20 protein-coding genes and 1 pseudogene are annotated in these 16,685 nt (G+C 64.3%); 11 read left to right on the top strand and 10 right to left on the bottom strand.

The genetic code is table 11. The annotated features are described in order from the left end of the window. Window positions 1-457: 457 nt before the first annotated feature. The 4 genes from rpsT to mutM all read right to left on the bottom strand — a co-directional run bounded on the left by rpsT (window position 458) and on the right by mutM (window position 3,618). On the bottom strand, window positions 458-727 hold the full coding sequence (gene rpsT, locus ACFELO_RS14730) for a 30S ribosomal protein S20 (protein ID WP_440958524.1): 270 nt from the start codon (window positions 725-727) through the stop codon (window positions 458-460). Window positions 728-848: 121 nt separating this feature from the next. Next, window positions 849-1,625 (bottom strand): enoyl-CoA hydratase, encoded by a 777-nt coding sequence (locus tag ACFELO_RS14725; protein WP_440958523.1) that lies wholly within the window; start codon window positions 1,623-1,625, stop codon window positions 849-851. A gap of 123 nt (window positions 1,626-1,748) precedes the next feature. Then, window positions 1,749-2,648, bottom strand: a complete 900-nt coding sequence (locus ACFELO_RS14720; protein ID WP_440958522.1) for a TraB/GumN family protein — start codon at window positions 2,646-2,648, stop codon at window positions 1,749-1,751. Window positions 2,649-2,757: 109 nt separating this feature from the next. After that, entirely contained in the window at window positions 2,758-3,618 is an 861-nt protein-coding gene (gene mutM / locus ACFELO_RS14715; RefSeq protein ID WP_440958521.1) for a bifunctional DNA-formamidopyrimidine glycosylase/DNA-(apurinic or apyrimidinic site) lyase, read from the bottom strand. Window positions 3,619-3,665: 47 nt separating this feature from the next. On the opposite strand from mutM, the gene ACFELO_RS14710 reads away from it, so the two are divergent. From ACFELO_RS14710 to dut, 9 genes and pseudogenes are all read left to right on the top strand, one after another. Next, a complete protein-coding gene (locus ACFELO_RS14710; protein WP_440958520.1) occupies window positions 3,666-4,298 on the top strand; it encodes a hypothetical protein in 633 nt (210 codons plus the stop codon). A gap of 68 nt (window positions 4,299-4,366) precedes the next feature. Beyond that, on the top strand, window positions 4,367-5,140 hold the full coding sequence (locus ACFELO_RS14705; protein WP_440958519.1) for a class I SAM-dependent methyltransferase: 774 nt from the start codon (window positions 4,367-4,369) through the stop codon (window positions 5,138-5,140). Window positions 5,141-5,244: 104 nt separating this feature from the next. Next, entirely contained in the window at window positions 5,245-5,610 is a 366-nt protein-coding gene (locus ACFELO_RS14700; RefSeq protein WP_440958518.1) for a YciI family protein, read from the top strand. Continuing rightward, window positions 5,607-5,951 carry a YciI family protein gene (locus ACFELO_RS14695; RefSeq protein WP_440958517.1) on the top strand — a complete coding sequence of 115 codons (345 nt, stop codon included), beginning with the start codon at window positions 5,607-5,609 and terminating at the stop codon, window positions 5,949-5,951. Before ACFELO_RS14700 ends, ACFELO_RS14695 begins: the two co-directional genes overlap by 4 nt. A gap of 25 nt (window positions 5,952-5,976) precedes the next feature. Continuing rightward, window positions 5,977-7,179 (top strand): RNA polymerase sigma factor, encoded by a 1,203-nt coding sequence (locus ACFELO_RS14690; RefSeq protein WP_440958516.1) that lies wholly within the window; start codon window positions 5,977-5,979, stop codon window positions 7,177-7,179. A 63-nt stretch (window positions 7,180-7,242) separates the two neighbouring features. Beyond that, window positions 7,243-8,772 (top strand): 2-polyprenylphenol 6-hydroxylase, encoded by a 1,530-nt coding sequence (gene ubiB / locus ACFELO_RS14685; protein WP_440958515.1) that lies wholly within the window; start codon window positions 7,243-7,245, stop codon window positions 8,770-8,772. Between the two features lie 67 nt (window positions 8,773-8,839). Continuing rightward, window positions 8,840-10,011: pseudogene (coaBC, locus tag ACFELO_RS14680) on the top strand (bifunctional phosphopantothenoylcysteine decarboxylase/phosphopantothenate--cysteine ligase CoaBC). Between the two features lie 73 nt (window positions 10,012-10,084). Then, window positions 10,085-10,579, top strand: a complete 495-nt coding sequence (locus ACFELO_RS14675; protein ID WP_440958514.1) for a hypothetical protein — start codon at window positions 10,085-10,087, stop codon at window positions 10,577-10,579. A 60-nt stretch (window positions 10,580-10,639) separates the two neighbouring features. Continuing rightward, window positions 10,640-11,086, top strand: coding sequence for a dUTP diphosphatase (gene dut / locus ACFELO_RS14670; protein ID WP_440958513.1), 447 nt, complete (start codon window positions 10,640-10,642; stop codon window positions 11,084-11,086). Here dut and ACFELO_RS14665 read toward each other — a convergent pair. The 3 genes from ACFELO_RS14665 to ACFELO_RS14655 all read right to left on the bottom strand — a co-directional run bounded on the left by ACFELO_RS14665 (window position 11,083) and on the right by ACFELO_RS14655 (window position 13,682). Further along, window positions 11,083-11,892: a PIN domain-containing protein gene (locus ACFELO_RS14665; protein WP_440958512.1), complete on the bottom strand. Its 810-nt coding sequence runs from the start codon at window positions 11,890-11,892 to the stop codon at window positions 11,083-11,085. The genes dut and ACFELO_RS14665 overlap by 4 nt on opposite strands. Then, complete coding sequence (locus tag ACFELO_RS14660; RefSeq protein WP_440958511.1) at window positions 11,889-13,193, bottom strand: ATP-dependent DNA helicase; 1,305 nt, start codon at window positions 13,191-13,193, stop codon at window positions 11,889-11,891. Before ACFELO_RS14660 ends, ACFELO_RS14665 begins: the two co-directional genes overlap by 4 nt. Before the next feature lie 69 nt (window positions 13,194-13,262). Further along, complete coding sequence (locus tag ACFELO_RS14655; protein ID WP_440958510.1) at window positions 13,263-13,682, bottom strand: hypothetical protein; 420 nt, start codon at window positions 13,680-13,682, stop codon at window positions 13,263-13,265. Window positions 13,683-13,791: 109 nt separating this feature from the next. On the opposite strand from ACFELO_RS14655, the gene ACFELO_RS14650 reads away from it, so the two are divergent. Beyond that, a complete protein-coding gene (locus tag ACFELO_RS14650; protein ID WP_440958509.1) occupies window positions 13,792-14,568 on the top strand; it encodes a HesA/MoeB/ThiF family protein in 777 nt (258 codons plus the stop codon). Here ACFELO_RS14650 and ACFELO_RS14645 read toward each other — a convergent pair. From ACFELO_RS14645 to ACFELO_RS14635, 3 genes are all read right to left on the bottom strand, one after another. Beyond that, complete coding sequence (locus ACFELO_RS14645; protein WP_440958508.1) at window positions 14,492-14,746, bottom strand: hypothetical protein; 255 nt, start codon at window positions 14,744-14,746, stop codon at window positions 14,492-14,494. The two genes, ACFELO_RS14650 and ACFELO_RS14645, sit on opposite strands and share 77 nt — an antisense overlap. 62 nt (window positions 14,747-14,808) lie before the next feature. Next, window positions 14,809-15,048, bottom strand: a complete 240-nt coding sequence (locus ACFELO_RS14640; protein WP_440958507.1) for a hypothetical protein — start codon at window positions 15,046-15,048, stop codon at window positions 14,809-14,811. After that, entirely contained in the window at window positions 15,035-15,934 is a 900-nt protein-coding gene (locus tag ACFELO_RS14635; protein WP_440958506.1) for an MBL fold metallo-hydrolase, read from the bottom strand. Before ACFELO_RS14635 ends, ACFELO_RS14640 begins: the two co-directional genes overlap by 14 nt. 140 nt (window positions 15,935-16,074) lie before the next feature. Here ACFELO_RS14635 and ACFELO_RS14630 point away from each other — a divergent pair, with 140 nt between their 5' ends. Continuing rightward, window positions 16,075-16,665: an SH3 domain-containing protein gene (locus ACFELO_RS14630; protein ID WP_440958505.1), complete on the top strand. Its 591-nt coding sequence runs from the start codon at window positions 16,075-16,077 to the stop codon at window positions 16,663-16,665. The last annotated feature ends 20 nt before the right edge of the window (window positions 16,666-16,685 follow it).

The following is a 16,685-nucleotide window of genomic DNA, read 5'->3' as shown; positions in this document are numbered from 1 at the left end:
ATGCCCCAACCTTCACTTCACTCTGCGCGCCCCGGTGTGCCCGCGGTCGCGACTTGATTTTTAAACGCAGTTCTCCCGCGCCCAGCACGCATGAAATCGTGCTCGGCGGACTGGCTTCGGTCCGTGTGGGGACAACTCCGTCGAGGTCGTCAGGTTACCGCCGCGAGCGCGCGAATCAACATGATTAACCCACGCATTTTTCGGATTCCGCGCTTGACAGGATGATTCCTAAAGCAGGTCGGGCGTTTGCGATCTGAAAAAAAATTTTGCTGTTTTCAGGGCTTGCACCGCAGCAATTTTCTGATCTAGCGAAACCGGCCCTGAATAGTAATATAAATATATTACCTGATTGATTTGCTTGGGTTAATTTGAGTGCACCAATTTGACGCAGAACAAAAAAGAGCGCCCGCACAATCCTGTGCGGGCGTTCTTTTTTCGTCCGGGTATGGACCAGCTTTTAAGAAGCCGTCATCGACTTCACGCGGGCCGAAAGGCGAGACACCTTACGTGCGCCGGTGTTCTTGTGGATGACGCCTTTGCTGACGGCCTTCATCAGTTCGGACTCGGCGGTGCGCAGTGCGGCGCGGGCCTGATCCTGATCGCCGGTCGCGATGGCCGCGTCGACTTTCTTGACGTAGGTGCGCATGCGCGTGCGACGGGCTTTGTTCAGGGCCGTACGGCGCTCAATCTTGCGCGCCATTTTCTTGGCGGATGACGTGTTCGCCATGAGGTCTCCAGATCCGTATGATCAAGGGCGCCAGGCCAAAAGCCGGCCGCCGGGTAAAACTATGAGGCGCGGCGTATACCGTTCCGCGCGGAGGCGGTCAACTGGTATACGCCGAGATTCATCACCGATGCTTGAAATGCGCAGCGCGTTTGTCAGCAAACGCGGCCATGCCTTCGCTCTGGTCCTCGGTGGCGAATTGCGACTGGAAGACGCGGCGTTCAAAGCGCACGCCCTCGGCCAGACCCATTTCAAACGCCATATTGATAGCCTCTTTGGTCATCATGGCGATTGGCAGGGATTTGGACGCGATCGTGGTCGCCGCTTCCATGGCGACGTCCAGCAGCTCTTCCGCTGGCACGATGCGGCTGACAAGGCCCGCGCGCTCGGCTTCCTCGGCCGGCATCATGCGGCCGGTCAGGCACATGTCCATGGCCTTGCCCTTGCCCACGGCGCGCGGCAGACGCTGGGTGCCGCCAGCGCCCGGCATGACGCCGAGATTGATCTCGGGCTGGCCGAATTTGGCGGTCTCCGACGCGATAATGAAATCACACATCATGGCGATCTCGCAGCCGCCGCCCAGCGCATAGCCGGACACCGCCGCGATGATCGGCTTGCGGAAGCGCGCCACGCTCTCCCAGGATTCCGCGAACGGGTCGTGCTTGTAGAGGGACACGAAGTCCTTCTCCTGAAGCTCCTTGATGTCGGCGCCGGCGGCGAACGCCTTGGCGGAGCCCGTCAGGATCACGCAGCCGATGTCCTCATCGCGCTCGAACGCGACGAGGGCGTCCTTGAGCTCATTGGTAAGCTCGTCGCACAGCGCGTTGAGGGCGGACGGGCGATCGAGCGTAATCACGCCCACCCGGCCTTCGGTTTTCACTTGGATCGTATTGTAGGCCATGCGGCCCTCCGATGCAGTTACGCGCTTATCAGCGCGGGATATGCGGCAAAACGGGCGCCGTCTTAGCGGAAGCCCGCCCGATGGTCACCCCCGGCGAGCCCCGCTTTTCGCAGACGCAGCGTGCTACTGGACGCGGCGAACCTCAAGACCCTGCGCCTGCAGGAGCGCGATCACGCCATCCTCGCCGGGCATATGCCCCGCGCCCACAGCGACCAGCACATCCTCATCCCCGTCCAGCGCACCGGCGATTTCGGGGATCCAGTTGCGATTGCGCTGCACCAGGATCACCTCATACAGCTCGGGCGTCTGTTCGCGCATATCCTCGTTCAGGATGGCGTTGAGCCGATCCATGTCGCCCGACTGCCAGGCCGTGACGATGTCATCGAGCATGTCGGGATTGTCCACGGCTTCCTGAAGGCCCAGCTCGAAATTGGCCAGCTGGGTCTGCATCGGCATGTCCGCGAAGAAGCGCAGCTGTTCCTCGGCGGTTTCCAGGAAATGGAATGTCTTGCCCTCGCCCTCGACCTGCTGACGCAGGGCGATCTCGACGCCGCTCGCCGGGTCATAGCCCGCCGCCTGCATCTGGGCGACAGCAATCTGAAGGCTGGCGAACCAGGGCTGGAGCGGATCAAGGCCTGCGGCCAGCTGCTCAGCGGTCAGGCCCAGACGCTGGGCCACGATGGCGAGATTGGCGTGCGCCTGTTCGCTCAGCATGCCCGTCAGCGGCGTGCCGGACGTATTGGCGGCCAGCTGCGGGATCAGCCGGGTCATCTGCGCGGTCGCCTCTTCAGAGACCGTGTCCGCCTCAAACCAGACTTGCTCGACCTCGTCGAGCACCTCGGACAGATACGCCGTCCGCCATTCGGTTTCGGGACGCAGGATATGAACCGTGCCGATGAGATAGACCGTGTTGTCGGCATCCGACATCGCCCAGATAGCCGGCGCGTCTTCGTCAGATTGTGCGAGCGCAGGCGAAATGGCGAGCATCAGACCCGTCAGCGCGCCCAGGATTGGCTTGAACATTCAAAACCCCTTTGAGGTGACCTCTTGGGTGAAAGGGATAAACAGCGTCGGGCCGGGTTCAACCCAAACCGGTATGGTTAACGAAAGTTCATGTTAAGAACAGGTCCGTCTATCGCTGACAGGACGGGCAGAAGAAGCTCGACCGACCCGACTGCACAATGCGTTCAATCGTGCTGTCCTTGCAGCGATGGCAGGGCTCGCCCTCGCGTCCGTACACGTCAAAGCGATGCTGGAAATAGCCCATGGCGCCATCCGCGCCGGCATAGTCGCGCAGGGTGGAGCCGCCCGCCTCGATGGCTTCGGAAATCACGGACCGGACCGCCGGGGCCAGTCTCGCCGCCCGCGCGCCGGGGATGGAATGGCACAGACGGCGCGGGCTGATCTGAGCCCGCCACAGCGCCTCGCAGACATAGATATTGCCCAGCCCCGCCACGACATGCTGATCCAGAAGCCCGGTCTTGATCGGGCTGCGGCGCCCCTTGAACGCTGTGTTCAGAAGGTCTTCTGAAAAGCCGTTCGAGAGCGGCTCTGGGCCCAGATCCTTGAGATAGGGCTGAGCCTCCTCGGCGTCCGTCTCATAAAGCGTCATGAAGCCGAAGCGACGCGGATCATTATAGGTGACCGTCACCCCGCCCTCCATCTGGAAGACGACATGGTCATGGGCGGGATTGGCGGGGGCGGCATAGACGAAATCACCCGGCTGGCGACTAAGATCCTCCGCCGTCACCGAGAACCGCCCCGACATCCCCAGATGCATCAGCAGGGTCTCGCCCGACCCCAGCCGCGCCAGCAGGTATTTGGAGCGACGATCCAGCCGCTCGACGACCGTGCCGGTCAGGCGTTCGGCGAAGCGATCAGGGAAGGCAAAGCGCAAATCGGGACGACGCGCCTCGGCGCTGAGAATGCGACGGCCTTCCATGGCGGGCGTCAAACCGCGCCGCACCGTCTCGACTTCCGGCAATTCAGGCATCTAGACTGTCCTTGAAGAAAAGGATCCTTGGGGGGAGGAGATAGGCCATGAGCGCCAGCCGCGCGAGCCTTGTTGATGCGCAGCAAGCGAGCGCGTGCGTGACAGCCGCCCTATGGGCGCTGACGGCGCGGCGCGCGGGTGCGGATTGCCCCATCGATTACGCCCGCCGGGTCCGCAATCCCTGGACCCGGGATCTGGCGGTGGAGCTGGCGCTTGAGATTGATCGGGTCCTTCCCGCTTCTGACGCCCATCGTCATGAAATCTCCGCCAAGATGGGACCGCTCAACCGCGTCCTGCCCGAGATGAGCGTCCGGCTGGCGGAGGGCGGGCCCTATCCTGTCAGCTGGCGGGTCTATGCGGCCGACGACAGCGCGCTGCTGGAGCAACCGGCCGTGATCAGCGCGCAATGGCGCGGCATGTGGGCCCATCTCAGCCGGGCCTGTGATGATCTGGCCCAGGCGCGGGCCGGGTTGCGGGTGCTGGCGACCCAGGCGAACCCGGACCGGGATGTAGACGGGCTCAGCCTTGTCACCGCCTGCGCCTACCGGCTCAGCGCCTATGCGCCGCCGGGCAAGCCGGTGTTGCTGGCCTTCTATGGCCCTGAAGGGGGGTGGCGGGATGAAGCGGGGTTTTCGATGTTCCGCTATGTCACCGGCGAACAGGGGCTTGAGGCCCTCTGAGGGTTGAGGCGTTTGGGCGCGGCATCTCAGGCTGGCGTTCGCCGCATTCGCGCACTAGCTTGAGCGCCATGACCCAGACCCCTGATCAAGATACCGTCTCCTTTGGTTTCAAGGATGTGGCCCGCGGCGAGAAGCAGGGCCTTGTTCGCAACGTGTTTGACCGCTCGGCGCGCAAATACGATCTGATGAACGACCTGATGAGTCTCGGAGTGCACCGGGTCTGGAAGGACATCACCGTCACCAAGGCGGGTCCGCGCCCCGGCGCGCGACTGATCGATGTGGCGGGCGGTACGGGCGATATCGCCCGCGCCTGGCTCGATCGCGCCGACGCGATGACCCTGCGGCGCGGTACGAACCAGTATGCCGAAGCCGTGGTCGCCGACATCAACGAACAGATGCTGCTGGCGGGCCTCAAGCGCGGCGAGCGCGACCGGCTGGACTGGTGCACGGCAAACGCGGAATGCCTGCCCTTTGATGACGGGGTGGCCGACGCCATCACCATCGGCTTTGGCATCCGCAACGTGACCGACCGGATCAAGGCGCTCAAAGACATGCGCCGGGTGCTGAAACCCGGCGGGCGCTTTGTGTGTCTGGAGTTTTCCCGCCCCACCACGCGTCCGCTTGAAAAGCTCTATGACGCCTGGTCCTTCGGCGCGATCCCCCAGATCGGCGAATGGGTGGCGAAAGACCGCGACAGCTACCAGTACCTTGTGGAATCCATCCGCAAATTCCCCCATCAGGACGCCTTTGCGGCGGAGCTGGAAGAGGCGGGCTTTGCGCGCGTCAGCGTGACCAATCTGTCGGGCGGCATCGCGGCCATCCATATGGGCTGGAAGGTCTAGGCGGACTTTTCCGACTTTTTTTCACGCGCCCTGTCGAAACGGGCGTCGCTCGACCGTCCTTGGTTCATCCCTGTCATGCCGGCAGGGGGAACAGGGAGGGAGCGATGCAGTTTGCACTCCTCATCTATGAAAGCGCTGGCGATTTCGCCCGCAGGCAGGGGCCGGACGCCGCCGCCTACTGGTCGAACTGGTCCGCGTATTCGGGCGCGCTTGAAGGCCGCACGCCGCTCGGCGTCTGTCTTCAGGCGCCCGAGACCGGCGTCGTGCTGCGACGCGCCGGAGACACCCGCCAGATCACGGACGGGCCGCATTCGGACTCGCCTGAGCAGCTGGGCGGCGTCATCATGCTCGACATGGACAGTGTCGAAGATGCGCTGAGCTGGGCGGAACGTTGCCCGGCGGCCCTGAACGGCGCGATTGAGGTGCGCCCCCTTCAATTCATCAATGTCAGCGTGGAGACGATCATATGAAATACGCCCTTCTGATCTATGGCGCGGAAAGCCAGTGGAACGCCCTGAGCGAAGCCGAGCAAATGGCCATCTTTGAAAAGCATGGCGCCTATACCGAAGCCCTGATGTCCAGCGGTGTTCTGGTCGCGGGCGAACCGCTGGACGTGGCCGCCACCGCCAAACGCGTCACCGATGACGGCGTACAGGACGGCCCCTATGCGGACACCAAGGAGCAATTGGGCGGCTTTTATGTGATCGAGGCGGACAGCATCGACACCGCGCTCGACTGGGCGGGCAAATGCCCGCGCCTGCCCGGCGACCAGATCGAGGTCCGGCCTGTCCCCGATTATGGCGACGCCTGAGCACAAGACTGACGAGACGCGCGCGATGGCCGAGGCTGTCGCGCGCACATCCTATGGGCGGCTGGTGGCGCGCCTGGCGCGACGCTGGGGCGATCTCGCCCGCGCCGAGGACGCCCTGTCAGACGCCTTCGAACGCGCGCTGCAAAGCTGGCCTCAAACCGGCCTGCCAGACCAGCCCGAAGCCTGGCTTTTAAAAACCGCCCATCGCCGCCTGATCGATGCCGCCCGGCAGAAGGGCGTTCAGGAACGGGCGGAACCCGAGCTGGCGCGCCTGATTGAGGAAGTGTCAGAGCGCCCGGACCCCGAAGCCCTGCCCGATGACCGTCTGGGCCTGATGCTGGCCTGCGCCCATCCCGATCTGGATCCGGCACTGCATACCCCCCTGATGCTGCAAGCGGTTCTGGGCCTCGATGCGGCCCGGATCGGGTCGGCCTTTCTGGTCAGTCCCGCCGCCATGGGCCAGCGCCTGAGCCGCGGCAAGGCCCGCCTGCGCGAACGCAGCGCCAGATTTGACCGCCCCGGCAAGGACCAACTGGCCGATCGCATCATCCCGGTGCTGAACGCCATCTACGCCGCTTATGGCACCGGCTGGGACGAGATCGGCGCCAGTGAGAGCCGGGTGAGGGGGCTCGCGGGCGAAGCGTTCTATCTGAGCCGGCTTTTGACCGAGCTGGCGCCCGAAATCGCCGAAGTCTGGGGGCTTTTCGCCCTGATCACCCATTGTGAAGCACGCACCCCCGCGCGACGGGACCCGGATGGCCGCTTCATCCCGCTGTCTGAACAGGACCCTGCGCTCTGGAGCGCGGATACGATCCAACAAGGGGAAATCGCCCTGCGACGCGCGCTCAAGCTGGCCCCGCCTGGACGCTACGTGCTGGAGGCTTCGATCCAGTCTGTTCACGCCGAACGACGACTAACGCCGCAGACCAACTGGCTGGCCGCCGCCGCGCTTTATGACGCGCTGGTCCGGCACACATCCAGCCTGGGCGCCCTGACGGCCCGCGCCTGCGCGCATGGCGAGGCGTTCGGAGCGGAGCGGGCGCTGGACAATCTGGCGGAGCTTGAAGATCAGGCGGCGGAGTATCAGCCCTATTGGGCGGCGCTGGCGCACTGGTCAGCAGCGGCCGGGCACAGCGAGACCGCCGCCCGCGCCTATGCGCGCGCCATCGTGCTGAGCGCGGATCCGGCGGTGCGCGCCTATCTGACGGAAAAGTCGCAAACACTATGACGCAGCCCGCAAGGCGCCGCGCCCCCTCGCCAAAGCCGTCTCATCGCCCTAAACCTCTCACCCGTGTTTGGAACGATCTCGAACTTCTTCCGCCTGACGCGCGCCGCCTGGACGCTGGCCCGTCATGACGCGATCTTCCCGGCTGAGTACCAGTCGGCGTTTCCGGCTCCCGCACGGGTGCTGGGCCAGTTCGCGCGCCTGATCGCCATTCGGGACCGGGCGAAAAATCCCGGCGAACGTCTGGCTCATGCGCTGGAAAAACTCGGCCCCTCCTATGTGAAATTCGGTCAGGTTCTGGCCACCCGTGCTGATGTCATCGGCGCAGATTTCGCCCGCGGCCTGTCGCGTCTGCAGGACAAGATGGAGCCGTTCGGCATGCAGAAGGCGCGCGCCACGCTGGAGGCCGAATTCGGCCAGCCGGTGGAAGCGCTGTTCTCCGAGTTTGGCGAACCGGTCGCCGCCGCCTCCATCGCCCAGGTGCACAAGGCGAAAACACTGGATGGTCGCGATGTGGCGGTGAAGATCCTGCGCCCCGATGTGGCCGAGCGGATCAAGCGCGATATCGCCGCCATGCGTCTGGGCTCAAGGCTGGCGGAGGGCCTGTTTCCCGCCTCCAAACGCATGGAGCCGCGCGCCTTTGTCGAGACCGTGGCGCGCTCTCTGGTGCTGGAGCTTGATCTGCGCCTTGAAGCAGCGTCCGCCAATGAGCTGAGCGAAGCCGCTGTCGCCGCGCAGAACTTCTTCATCCCCGAAGTGGTCTGGCCGCTCACCGCCAAGAAGGTGCTGACCACGGAATGGATCGACGCCATTCCCCTGACCGATCTCGGCGCTGTGCGCGCCGCCGGTGTGGATACGGTGAAACTGGCGGGCGATCTGACCGATGCTTTCCTGTCCACCGCACTCGAACAGGGCGTGTTCCATGCCGACCTTCATGCGGGCAATCTGTTCGTAACGAAGGAAGGCCTGCTGTGGGCGGTGGATTTCGGCATTATCGGGCGCTTGGGCCGGGGCGAGCGGCGCTATCTGGCGCGCATCCTTCACGGCTTCCTGACGCGCGATTATGACGGCGCGGCGCAAGCCCATTTTGATGCGGGCTATGTGCCAGAACATCATTCGCGCGCCGATTTTGCGAGCGCCCTGCGCGCCGTGGCCGAGCCCATCTTCGGCAAGAGCGCGGGCGAAACGCCCATGAGCCGGGTGCTGATGCAGCTCTTTGAGGTCACCGACCTTTATGACATGCACCTTCAGCCCCAGCTGGTGCTGTTGCAAAAGACCATGGTGCAGGCCGAGGGCGTGTGTCGCCTGCTGACTGATGATCACAATATGTGGCAGGCGTCCGGTCCCGCCGTTGAGCGCTTCATGCGCCGTGAGCTGGGCCCGCAAGGCCGGATCGAGGATCTGATGGAATCCCTTGATCGCGCCAAGTCCGCCATCAAGCGCCTGCCCGACACGCTGGACGAGCTGACCGAGACCGCCCGTGTGCTGCGTGAGCGCGAGGAACCCACCGCGTCAGGCTCACGCTGGCTGATCGCCGGGCTGGGCGTGGTCGCCGGCGCCTCAACCGCCATCGCGGTGCTGCTGGCGGTGATGTGATTGGTCCTCAGGTGACGTGAAAGCCCGTTCGGGGTAAGCCTGAGCTGAATAACCTTCGGGGCATGTCATGGCGGACAAACGCATTCTTCTGATCATCGGCGGCGGCATCGCGGCCTATAAATCGCTGGAGCTGATCCGGGAGCTGGCGCGACGGTCGATCAAGACCCGCGCCATCCTGACCGAGGCCGGCAAGCAGTTCGTCACCCCGATGAGCGTGGGCGCGCTGACCGCCGACAAGGTCTATTCCGAGCTGTTTTCCCTGACCGATGAAGCCGAGATGGGTCATATCGAGCTGTCACGCTCGGCCGATCTGGTGGTGGTTTGTCCCGCCACGGCGAACCTGATGGCCAAGGCCGCCCATGGGCTGGCGGATGATCTGGCCTCCACTACGCTTCTGGCCACGGACAAGGCCGTGCTGATGGCCCCGGCGATGAATGTGCGCATGTGGACCCATCCCGCCACCCAGGCGAATGTGAAGACCCTGCGCAGTTATGGCGTTACGGTTATGGACCCTGATGAAGGCGAGATGGCCTGCGGCGAGTTTGGCCCCGGCCGCCTGCCTGAGCCTGTGCGTATTGCCGACGCTATCGAGGCCGCGCTGAAATCATGAAGGCGATCGTCACCGCCGGCCCGACGCTGGAGCCGATCGACCCGGTCCGCTTCCTGTCCAACCGTTCCTCCGGCCAGCAGGGCTACGCCATCGCAGAAGCCTTGCGCGATCTCGGATTCGAGGTGGTGCTGATTTCCGGCCCGGTGGCGCTCAATGACCCTCAGGGCCTTCAGACCGTGCGCATCGAGACCGCGCGGCAGATGCTGGAAGCGGTGAATGACCAGCTGCCCGCCGATGTCTTCGTCTCTGTCGCCGCCGTCGCGGACTGGCGTCCGGCGGAAGCGTCGGACAAGAAGCTCAAGCTCGACAAGGGCGCGATGGCGAGCCTGCCGCTTGCCGAGAACCCGGACATCCTCAAAACCGTCTCCCACTACGCTACCGGTCAGCGCCCGCGTCTGGTGGTGGGCTTTGCAGCCGAAACCCATGACGTCATCGAGCACGCCCGCGCCAAGCGATTGCGCAAGGGATGCGACTGGATCGTCGCCAATGATGTATCCGGCGATGTGATGGGCGGAGCGGAAAATGCGGCTCTGCTGATCACCCCCGAGGGTGATGAAGCGTTCGCGCGGGCGGCGAAGTCGGAACTGGCGAAAAACCTCGCGAGCCGTATAAGCCAAGCGCTTTCATAGACTTCACACTGGGTTTGAAATCGCCCCTTTTCGCTTGTTAGGCTTGAGGGGTTAAGCAAACTCAGGACCTGACATGAAAACCGTACTGACTGCCCTCGCGCTTGCCGGCCTTGGCGCGACCGCCGCACAGGCGGACTGCTATTCGATTTACCCGCAAGGCTCCGGCCAGGAGCCGGTCCCCATGGTGGGCTACACCGTCACCGAAGCCGCGGATCTGGACGGGCTTATGGACGAACCGCCGCTGGCCGAAGGCGCGAACGCCATCGCGTGTGAGCGTGACAGCATCGTGCCGCGCCCGAATGATTTCGAGCTGGTGCGCTATCACTCGACCCCGCTTCTGATCTCGACCGGCGAGGGCGAAGACGCCCAGATGCTGATCCTCGGCTTCCAGCCGGCCATGGAAGACGAGAACGGCGAGATGATGGAGCCGCAATATCGCGTCCAGATGGCCCAGGGCGGCCTGAGTGACGATGAACGCACCGGCATCATCGGCGCGCTTGAGGGCTTTGCTGAAAGCGAACAGGCGCTGGATGCGCTGCTGAGGGCCGAAGCCGAACAAGACAGCTGACTTCAACGCCGACTGACGTTACCCCTTCCCGTCTGATCACACGGCGGGAAGGGGTACGTCATGAAGCTGAATGTCAAAACGCTCGACCATTTCGAAGGCCTTGAGCTTCCGGCCTATCAGACGGCGGGGTCCGCCGGTCTTGACCTGCCCGCCGCCGTGCCCGCCGATGCGCCCGTGGTGATCGAACCGGGCGAATGGAAACTCATCCCCACCGGCATCTGCATTGCGCTGCCCCAGGGCTATGAAGCCCAGATCCGCCCCCGCTCGGGCCTTGCCGCCAAGAAGGGCATTTCCTGTGTGAACACGCCCGGCACGGTGGACGCCGATTATCGCGGCGAATTGCATGTGAACCTGATCAATCACGGCAAGGAGCCGTTCGTGGTCCAGCGCGGCGAACGCATCGCCCAGATGGTGATCGGCCAGTTCACCCAGATCAGCTGGAACCCGGTCGACGCGCTCGATGAAACCGCACGCGGAACCGGCGGCTTCGGCTCGACGGGCGTCTAGACACGCAGCTTCTTCGCCAATGACCCCAAGCGCGAGCGTTGTAGCGCCAGCGCAAAGCGCGGGGCGCTGAGACCCAGCCTGTGTGCGGCGGACAGAAGCGCGGCGCGCGCAGCGTCAGGCGCAAGACCCAGACGGGACGCGATAAAGTCCCCGGACGGGCGCGCATAGAGCCCGAGCGGTTTCAGCGTCGCGCGGGGAAAATCTTTCATGTTTTCAGTGAGGATCACCCGCGCCTGACCGGCGCTGGCGGCCTGCATCACATGGGCGTCGTCCGGATCGGGCAGCTTGCCGGTCACCTTTATCGCCATCGCGTCCTCGGTCGGCACGAGAGCCTCCGGATAGGCATGCTCAAGCGCCATCACGAGATGGGAGGCCTCACCGGGCCCGTCCCTATCCGGCTTGCCATCCACAATGCGCGCATGGGCGTGGCCGGTCTCGAACAGGACTTTCTCGGACCAGCGCGGATAGAAGAACCCGGCATCGGCCAGCGCCAGCACCAAATGCCGCCGGATGGCGCCCGCCAGCACGCAGGCGTCGAGAAACACCGCCGGGCGATCAAAGTCTTCCGGCAGGGCCACAGGATCAGGCAAGCCAATCACCGGCGCGTCAGAGCTCGACGGCGCCAGATGCGGGCCATCGATTGCAGCAAGCTCCTTGAGCGCCTGAGCGCGCACGCGCTGGCGTTGTTCGGCAAGGCGTTTGACGCTGCGCTCCTCCAGCGCCCCGGCGAATTCGCCCTGGGCGACCAGTCGGTTGAGCCCGTACGCATCAACCCCCAGCGCGGTTTGCGCAGCCTCTGGCGTCATCCGCCAATCCCCAGTGGCGCGGGATCACAGAAGGCTTTCACATCAAACAGGCGCTGATCGGTGATGATGTCGGACGGACGCAGGGCGCGCGACAGCTCAAGCCCTTCCAGCGAGCGGGCGCGGGACAGCGCCACATAGGCCTGACCATGGGCGAACAGGCGGCGGGACACGTCGAGATAGACCTTGTCCAGCGTCAGGCCCTGCGCCTTGTGAATGGTCATCGCCCAGGCCAGCCGGAGCGGATACTGCACGTAAGAGCCGATGGTCTCGCGCTTGAGTTTGCTCGAAGAGCCGTCCGCCGCATAGCGGATACGCTCCCAGCTGACCGGCTCGATGGTGACGGTCTGATCGTTCACATGAACCTTCACGCCTTCGGAGGTGAAGCCCAGAACCTCGCCGATCGAGCCGTTCACATAGCGCCCGCCCGGATCATTGCGGATCATCATCACCCGCGCGCCCACCTTGAGGATTAGCGGGTCATCAGTGGGGAAAAGCCGCGGGTCAAACTCGCCTTCCACCTTGCCCGAAAAGCCGCGCGGCTCCCCGCGCAGGCCTTCAAGCCGGGCGCGGTTGATGGAGGAGGCCGCTTCATTGGTGGGGGTCAGCACCACATGGGTGCCTGAGGCTTCAAGCCCGATCCGGCCGGTGACGCGCGCATTGAGGATTTCAGCGAGATCATCGTTGAGCTCGCCATCCCGCACAGCGTTCAGCACTTCGACAAATTCAGGATCGGCCTGACGGTGAACCTCGGTCAGCTCCACCATGGTGAAGCCGGCATCGCGGAAGGCGGGCGCATGAAAGAAGAAGGGACCGCCATAAGTCTCTTCCAGGAACATGCCCTCCTCGCCCTGCGCAATCGGGGGCAGCTGGGCGAGATCCCCCACCAGAATAATGCGCACGCCGCCAAAGGGCTCATTGCTGTCGCGGTTGAGGCGCAGCGAGAAATCGACCGCCTGCATCATGTCCGAGCGGACCATGGAGATCTCGTCGATCACCAAAGTGGTCAGCGCCTTCACCGTACGCGCATTGCGCAAGCGGCGGATATCGCCCGGCGTGATCAGGCGCGGCGGCAGGCGGAAAAAGCTGTGCAGGGTCTGCCCGCCTGCATTCATGGCGGCGACGCCCGTGGGCGCGACCACCGCCGCTTGCGGGCCCAATCGGTCCAGAATGGCGCGTGTGACCGTGGTTTTACCCGTTCCCGCCCGGCCGGTCAGGAACAGGTGCGAGCCGCCCTTGATGGCGTAATCGACAACCGCCTGCTGGTCAGGCGACAGGGTGAAGGCGGGGCGAGGGGTCAGCACGGTGCGGGCTCCTTTGACAGAGCCCGACCTTGGCCTGTTTCGCGCCCTGCCGCCAGTGAGCGGGCCGGGTCAGTACAGCTCTTCAGCCACGCAGCCATCGCCCACAAAACGGAAGTCCCGCACGATGCCTGCCGGGTCGATCACGATCCGGGTCTCACATTGCACCCAGCGCGCCTCGTCAGGCTCATAGACCGTCTCGTCATAGCGCTCGATGCGGGTGTGCCGCTCGCCATTGGAATCCACATAGGTGACCCGGCGTTCATTGGGGATGGTGCGATAGCCGCCCGGAATCACCTGCTGTTCCTCGCGCATATAGCTCCAGACCTCGCCGCCATCGCTCAGCTCGTCCACACGGTCCGGGGAGCCGAACTCGACCAGCACCACATCCTGGCTGCGCCCGATCAGCTGGCTCATATGCTGGCGATAGCCTTCAGCGGTCGCGCAGGCAGCGACCAACAGGCCCAGAGCGGCGGTGATCAGGTATTTCATCTGTGCATCCCCATGGTTGGCGGTTCAGGCTAGGCTAGACTGGTCCTCATGAACACAGGCTGAGCAGAGGCTTTGCCCATCCGTCCCGCAAGCATCAGGTCTGACCCACATGGCCGTTGACGTCAAACGACATGCCCGACACATCGTGCTCAAAGAGCTGGGCGGTCCCGGCCAGCAGAAACTGAGCCGCGCCCGCATCACCGTGATTGGCGCCGGCGGGCTGGGCGCGCCGGCCTTGCTCTATCTCGCCGCGGCGGGCGTCGGACATGTGCGCATTGTTGATGCTGATACGGTGTCGCTGAGCAATCTCCAGCGCCAGATCCTGTTTCGGACCGACGATGTAAACGCCAGCAAGGTGGAGCGGGCGAAAGCCGCGCTCAACGCCCTCGATCCGGGCGTCGAGGTGGAGGCGGTGAACCTGAAGGCGACGGACGAGACCCTGCCGGACCTTCTGTCCGATGCTGACCTGGTGCTCGACGGCTGTGATGACTTTGACACCCGCTTTGCGGTGAACCGCGCCGCCATCAAGGCCCGCATCCCGCTGGTGTCGGGCGCCGTGGGGCGTTGGGAAGGGCAAGTAGGCGTCTTCGCGCCGCATTTGAAGCCGGGCGCCCCCTGTTATCAGTGCTGGGTGCCGGAAACCCCGCCGGACGCCGAGGACTGCGCCGTCATGGGCGTGGTGGGGGCGCTGACTGGCGTCATTGGCTCGATGATGGCGATGGAGGCGATCAAGCTGATTTCGTGCGCAGGCGAGCCGCTACTGGGCCGGATCGGCTTTTATGACGGATTGTCCGGCCGGATGCGGACGGTCAGTCTGCCGGCATCCCGCAGCTGCCCGGCTTGCGCATCGGGCAGAACTGACAGCCCCCGCAGCCCCCGCGCTTGATGCGGAACCAGGCGACCCCGCCCAGGAGCAGGCCGGGCGCAAGGCCCAGCAGCACAGCCAGCGTAAAGCTGCGCCCCAGCACGCCGACAACAAGCGCCACCGCCATTCCCAGCACCATGAAGCTGAGAAGGGTCAGATCGGCGCGGCGGCGCGGATAGGTTGCGGTGTTGGCGAACATCGAGGGAAAGCCTGGGACAATTTGTCCCTTCCCTACCCCGAACTGGACTGTGACAGCAAGCGTCAGATCCGGCCGCGATGCTTGCCGTGATGATGCTGGGCCAGGGTTCTGGCGGCGCGCCGGGCGTTGACCACGACGAACAGATAGATGCCGCCGGCGAACATCAGCCCCACGGCGCCGCCATACACCCAGCTGCCGAGGAGGCTGGAAAACACCAGCCCCATCACCAGAGCGATCATGATGATCAGGGTCAGGATGCGCGGTTCCGGCATCCAGACGGTTTGAATCTTATTCGGTTTCACCGGTGATATCCCGATACAGCGTCCAGACCATGCGTTCGGTGGTGATGAAACCCCAATTCCAGTCGTCATGGAAGTCCGCCAGCGGCGCCGCGTCCTGAACCTGCTGCAGATTGAGGCCTTGATCGACCAGCGCCTGAACCCGGGCCTTCGCCTCGGTCAGCATGATGATGCTGGCTTCCAGATCGGCTTCGGTCGAGAGCGGACCATGGCCGGGAATGATCTGCGTGTCGGCGTCCGCCACATCCACAATGGCCTGCATGCCAGCGATATAGCCATCCACCGTGCCGCCATTGTCGAGATCGATATAGGGGAACCAGCCCGAGAACAGCAGATCGCCGGCATGGATCACATTGGCGTCTTCAAACACGACGAAGATATCACCATTGGTGTGGGCCGCCGGGGTATGGTGCAGATGAGCGGTCAGGCCATTAATCGTGACCACATCCCCGTCATTGACGTCCACGGTCGGCAGATAGCCGCCGGACAGAGGTTCAGGGGTGGAGCCGGTCAGCTGGGCCGTGACAGGGTTCATCAGGCCGTCGCGCACGCTGGGATGGGCCATGATGACCGCGCCCTGCTCGGCGAAATAGGCGTTACCCAGCACGTGGTCGCCGTGAAGGTGGGTGTTGAGCACCTGATCCACGGCGCGGTCGCCGGACACGGCGCGCTGTGCCGCGTCGATAGCGGGCGCAAAGCGCTCCATCTGGGTGTCGATCATGAACACCCCGTCCTCGCCCACACTCACGCCCACATTACCGGCCTGATTGGTGGCGAGCATGTAGAGCCCGGAACCCAGATCGGTGGTCTCCACATAGACCTGGTTCTCCGACTGGGCGTGCGCCGTAGCGGTCAGAGCCAGGCTGGCGACAAGAGCGGTGCGGATCATGACGGTTTCCCCGAAAGCTGCAATCTGGGCGCAAGATGGGTGCGTCCGGGCCGCATATCCAGCCCTAGCGAAAAACAATCTTAATCATGCCCCTTCACGTTTGTGCGGTGATTCACTCTGGCCGGAGATGACGGAACGCCATGCGGACGCTGTTTGCACTGATCTTGCTGCTGGGGGGGCTGATGACCTCTCACCCCGCAAGCGCGCAAACCTGTGACACGTTCTCCGGACTGCCGGTGCCCCGTTTTGTCTCGCTGAAATACAACGAGACCCGGGGGCGGGCCGGACCCTCTTTCACCCACCCCGTCGCCTGGCTGTACCAGCGCAAGGGCCTGCCCATGGAGGTGGTCGCCGAGACCCCTGACTGGCGCCGGGTGCGCGATCCCGAGGGCGAGGAGGTGTGGATGCATCGTCGCACCCTGACCGGTCGCCGGTCGGTCTGGGCGACAGAGGCGACACGCCTGTTGTCGAGACCGGACGAAACCGCCTCCCTGATCGCGGATGTGGAAGCGGGCGCAGTGCTCTGGCTGGAACGCTGCCGCGCCGGCTGGTGCCGTCTGGAGGCTGATGACCGTCGCGGTTGGGCCCGTTCAGACGCCTTCTGGGGCGTCTATCCCGAAGAGACCCAGCCGACCCCCGCGCTTGAGGGGGGGCAAACGTCATGCTACCGCTCTGCGTCTGAACCAGACGCGCTCGGGGCGGGCCCGGAAAACTCCGCTTCAGCCGACTGACGGATCTGAACCCAGGATGA

The sequence above is a fragment of the Oceanicaulis sp. LC35 genome (assembly GCF_052055585.1).
Classification (GTDB): Bacteria; Pseudomonadota; Alphaproteobacteria; order Caulobacterales; family Maricaulaceae; genus Oceanicaulis.
The sequence above is the reverse complement of the archived record's forward strand: the minus strand, read 5'-3'. Positions and strand labels throughout refer to the sequence as shown.

Bases quoted from the DNA above. Each gene is read 5' to 3' on its own strand.
- dut (WP_440958513.1), top strand. From the start codon at position 10,640: ATGAAGCTGAATGTCAAAACGCTCGACCATTTCGAAGGCCTTGAGCTT.
- ACFELO_RS14710 (WP_440958520.1), top strand. From the start codon at position 3,666: ATGAGCGCCAGCCGCGCGAGCCTTGTTGATGCGCAGCAAGCGAGCGCG.
- ACFELO_RS14665 (WP_440958512.1), bottom strand. From the start codon at position 11,892: ATGACGCCAGAGGCTGCGCAAACCGCGCTGGGGGTTGATGCGTACGGG.
- ACFELO_RS14630 (WP_440958505.1), top strand. From the start codon at position 16,075: ATGCGGACGCTGTTTGCACTGATCTTGCTGCTGGGGGGGCTGATGACC.
- ACFELO_RS14725 (WP_440958523.1), bottom strand. From the start codon at position 1,625: ATGGCCTACAATACGATCCAAGTGAAAACCGAAGGCCGGGTGGGCGTG.
- mutM (WP_440958521.1), bottom strand. From the start codon at position 3,618: ATGCCTGAATTGCCGGAAGTCGAGACGGTGCGGCGCGGTTTGACGCCC.
- ACFELO_RS14675 (WP_440958514.1), top strand. From the start codon at position 10,085: ATGAAAACCGTACTGACTGCCCTCGCGCTTGCCGGCCTTGGCGCGACC.
- ACFELO_RS14695 (WP_440958517.1), top strand. From the start codon at position 5,607: ATGAAATACGCCCTTCTGATCTATGGCGCGGAAAGCCAGTGGAACGCC.
- ACFELO_RS14690 (WP_440958516.1), top strand. From the start codon at position 5,977: ATGGCCGAGGCTGTCGCGCGCACATCCTATGGGCGGCTGGTGGCGCGC.
- ACFELO_RS14655 (WP_440958510.1), bottom strand. From the start codon at position 13,682: ATGAAATACCTGATCACCGCCGCTCTGGGCCTGTTGGTCGCTGCCTGC.
- ACFELO_RS14635 (WP_440958506.1), bottom strand. From the start codon at position 15,934: ATGATCCGCACCGCTCTTGTCGCCAGCCTGGCTCTGACCGCTACGGCG.
- ACFELO_RS14720 (WP_440958522.1), bottom strand. From the start codon at position 2,648: ATGTTCAAGCCAATCCTGGGCGCGCTGACGGGTCTGATGCTCGCCATT.
- ACFELO_RS14650 (WP_440958509.1), top strand. From the start codon at position 13,792: ATGGCCGTTGACGTCAAACGACATGCCCGACACATCGTGCTCAAAGAG.
- ACFELO_RS14700 (WP_440958518.1), top strand. From the start codon at position 5,245: ATGCAGTTTGCACTCCTCATCTATGAAAGCGCTGGCGATTTCGCCCGC.
- rpsT (WP_440958524.1), bottom strand. From the start codon at position 727: ATGGCGAACACGTCATCCGCCAAGAAAATGGCGCGCAAGATTGAGCGC.
- ACFELO_RS14705 (WP_440958519.1), top strand. From the start codon at position 4,367: ATGACCCAGACCCCTGATCAAGATACCGTCTCCTTTGGTTTCAAGGAT.
- ACFELO_RS14645 (WP_440958508.1), bottom strand. From the start codon at position 14,746: ATGTTCGCCAACACCGCAACCTATCCGCGCCGCCGCGCCGATCTGACC.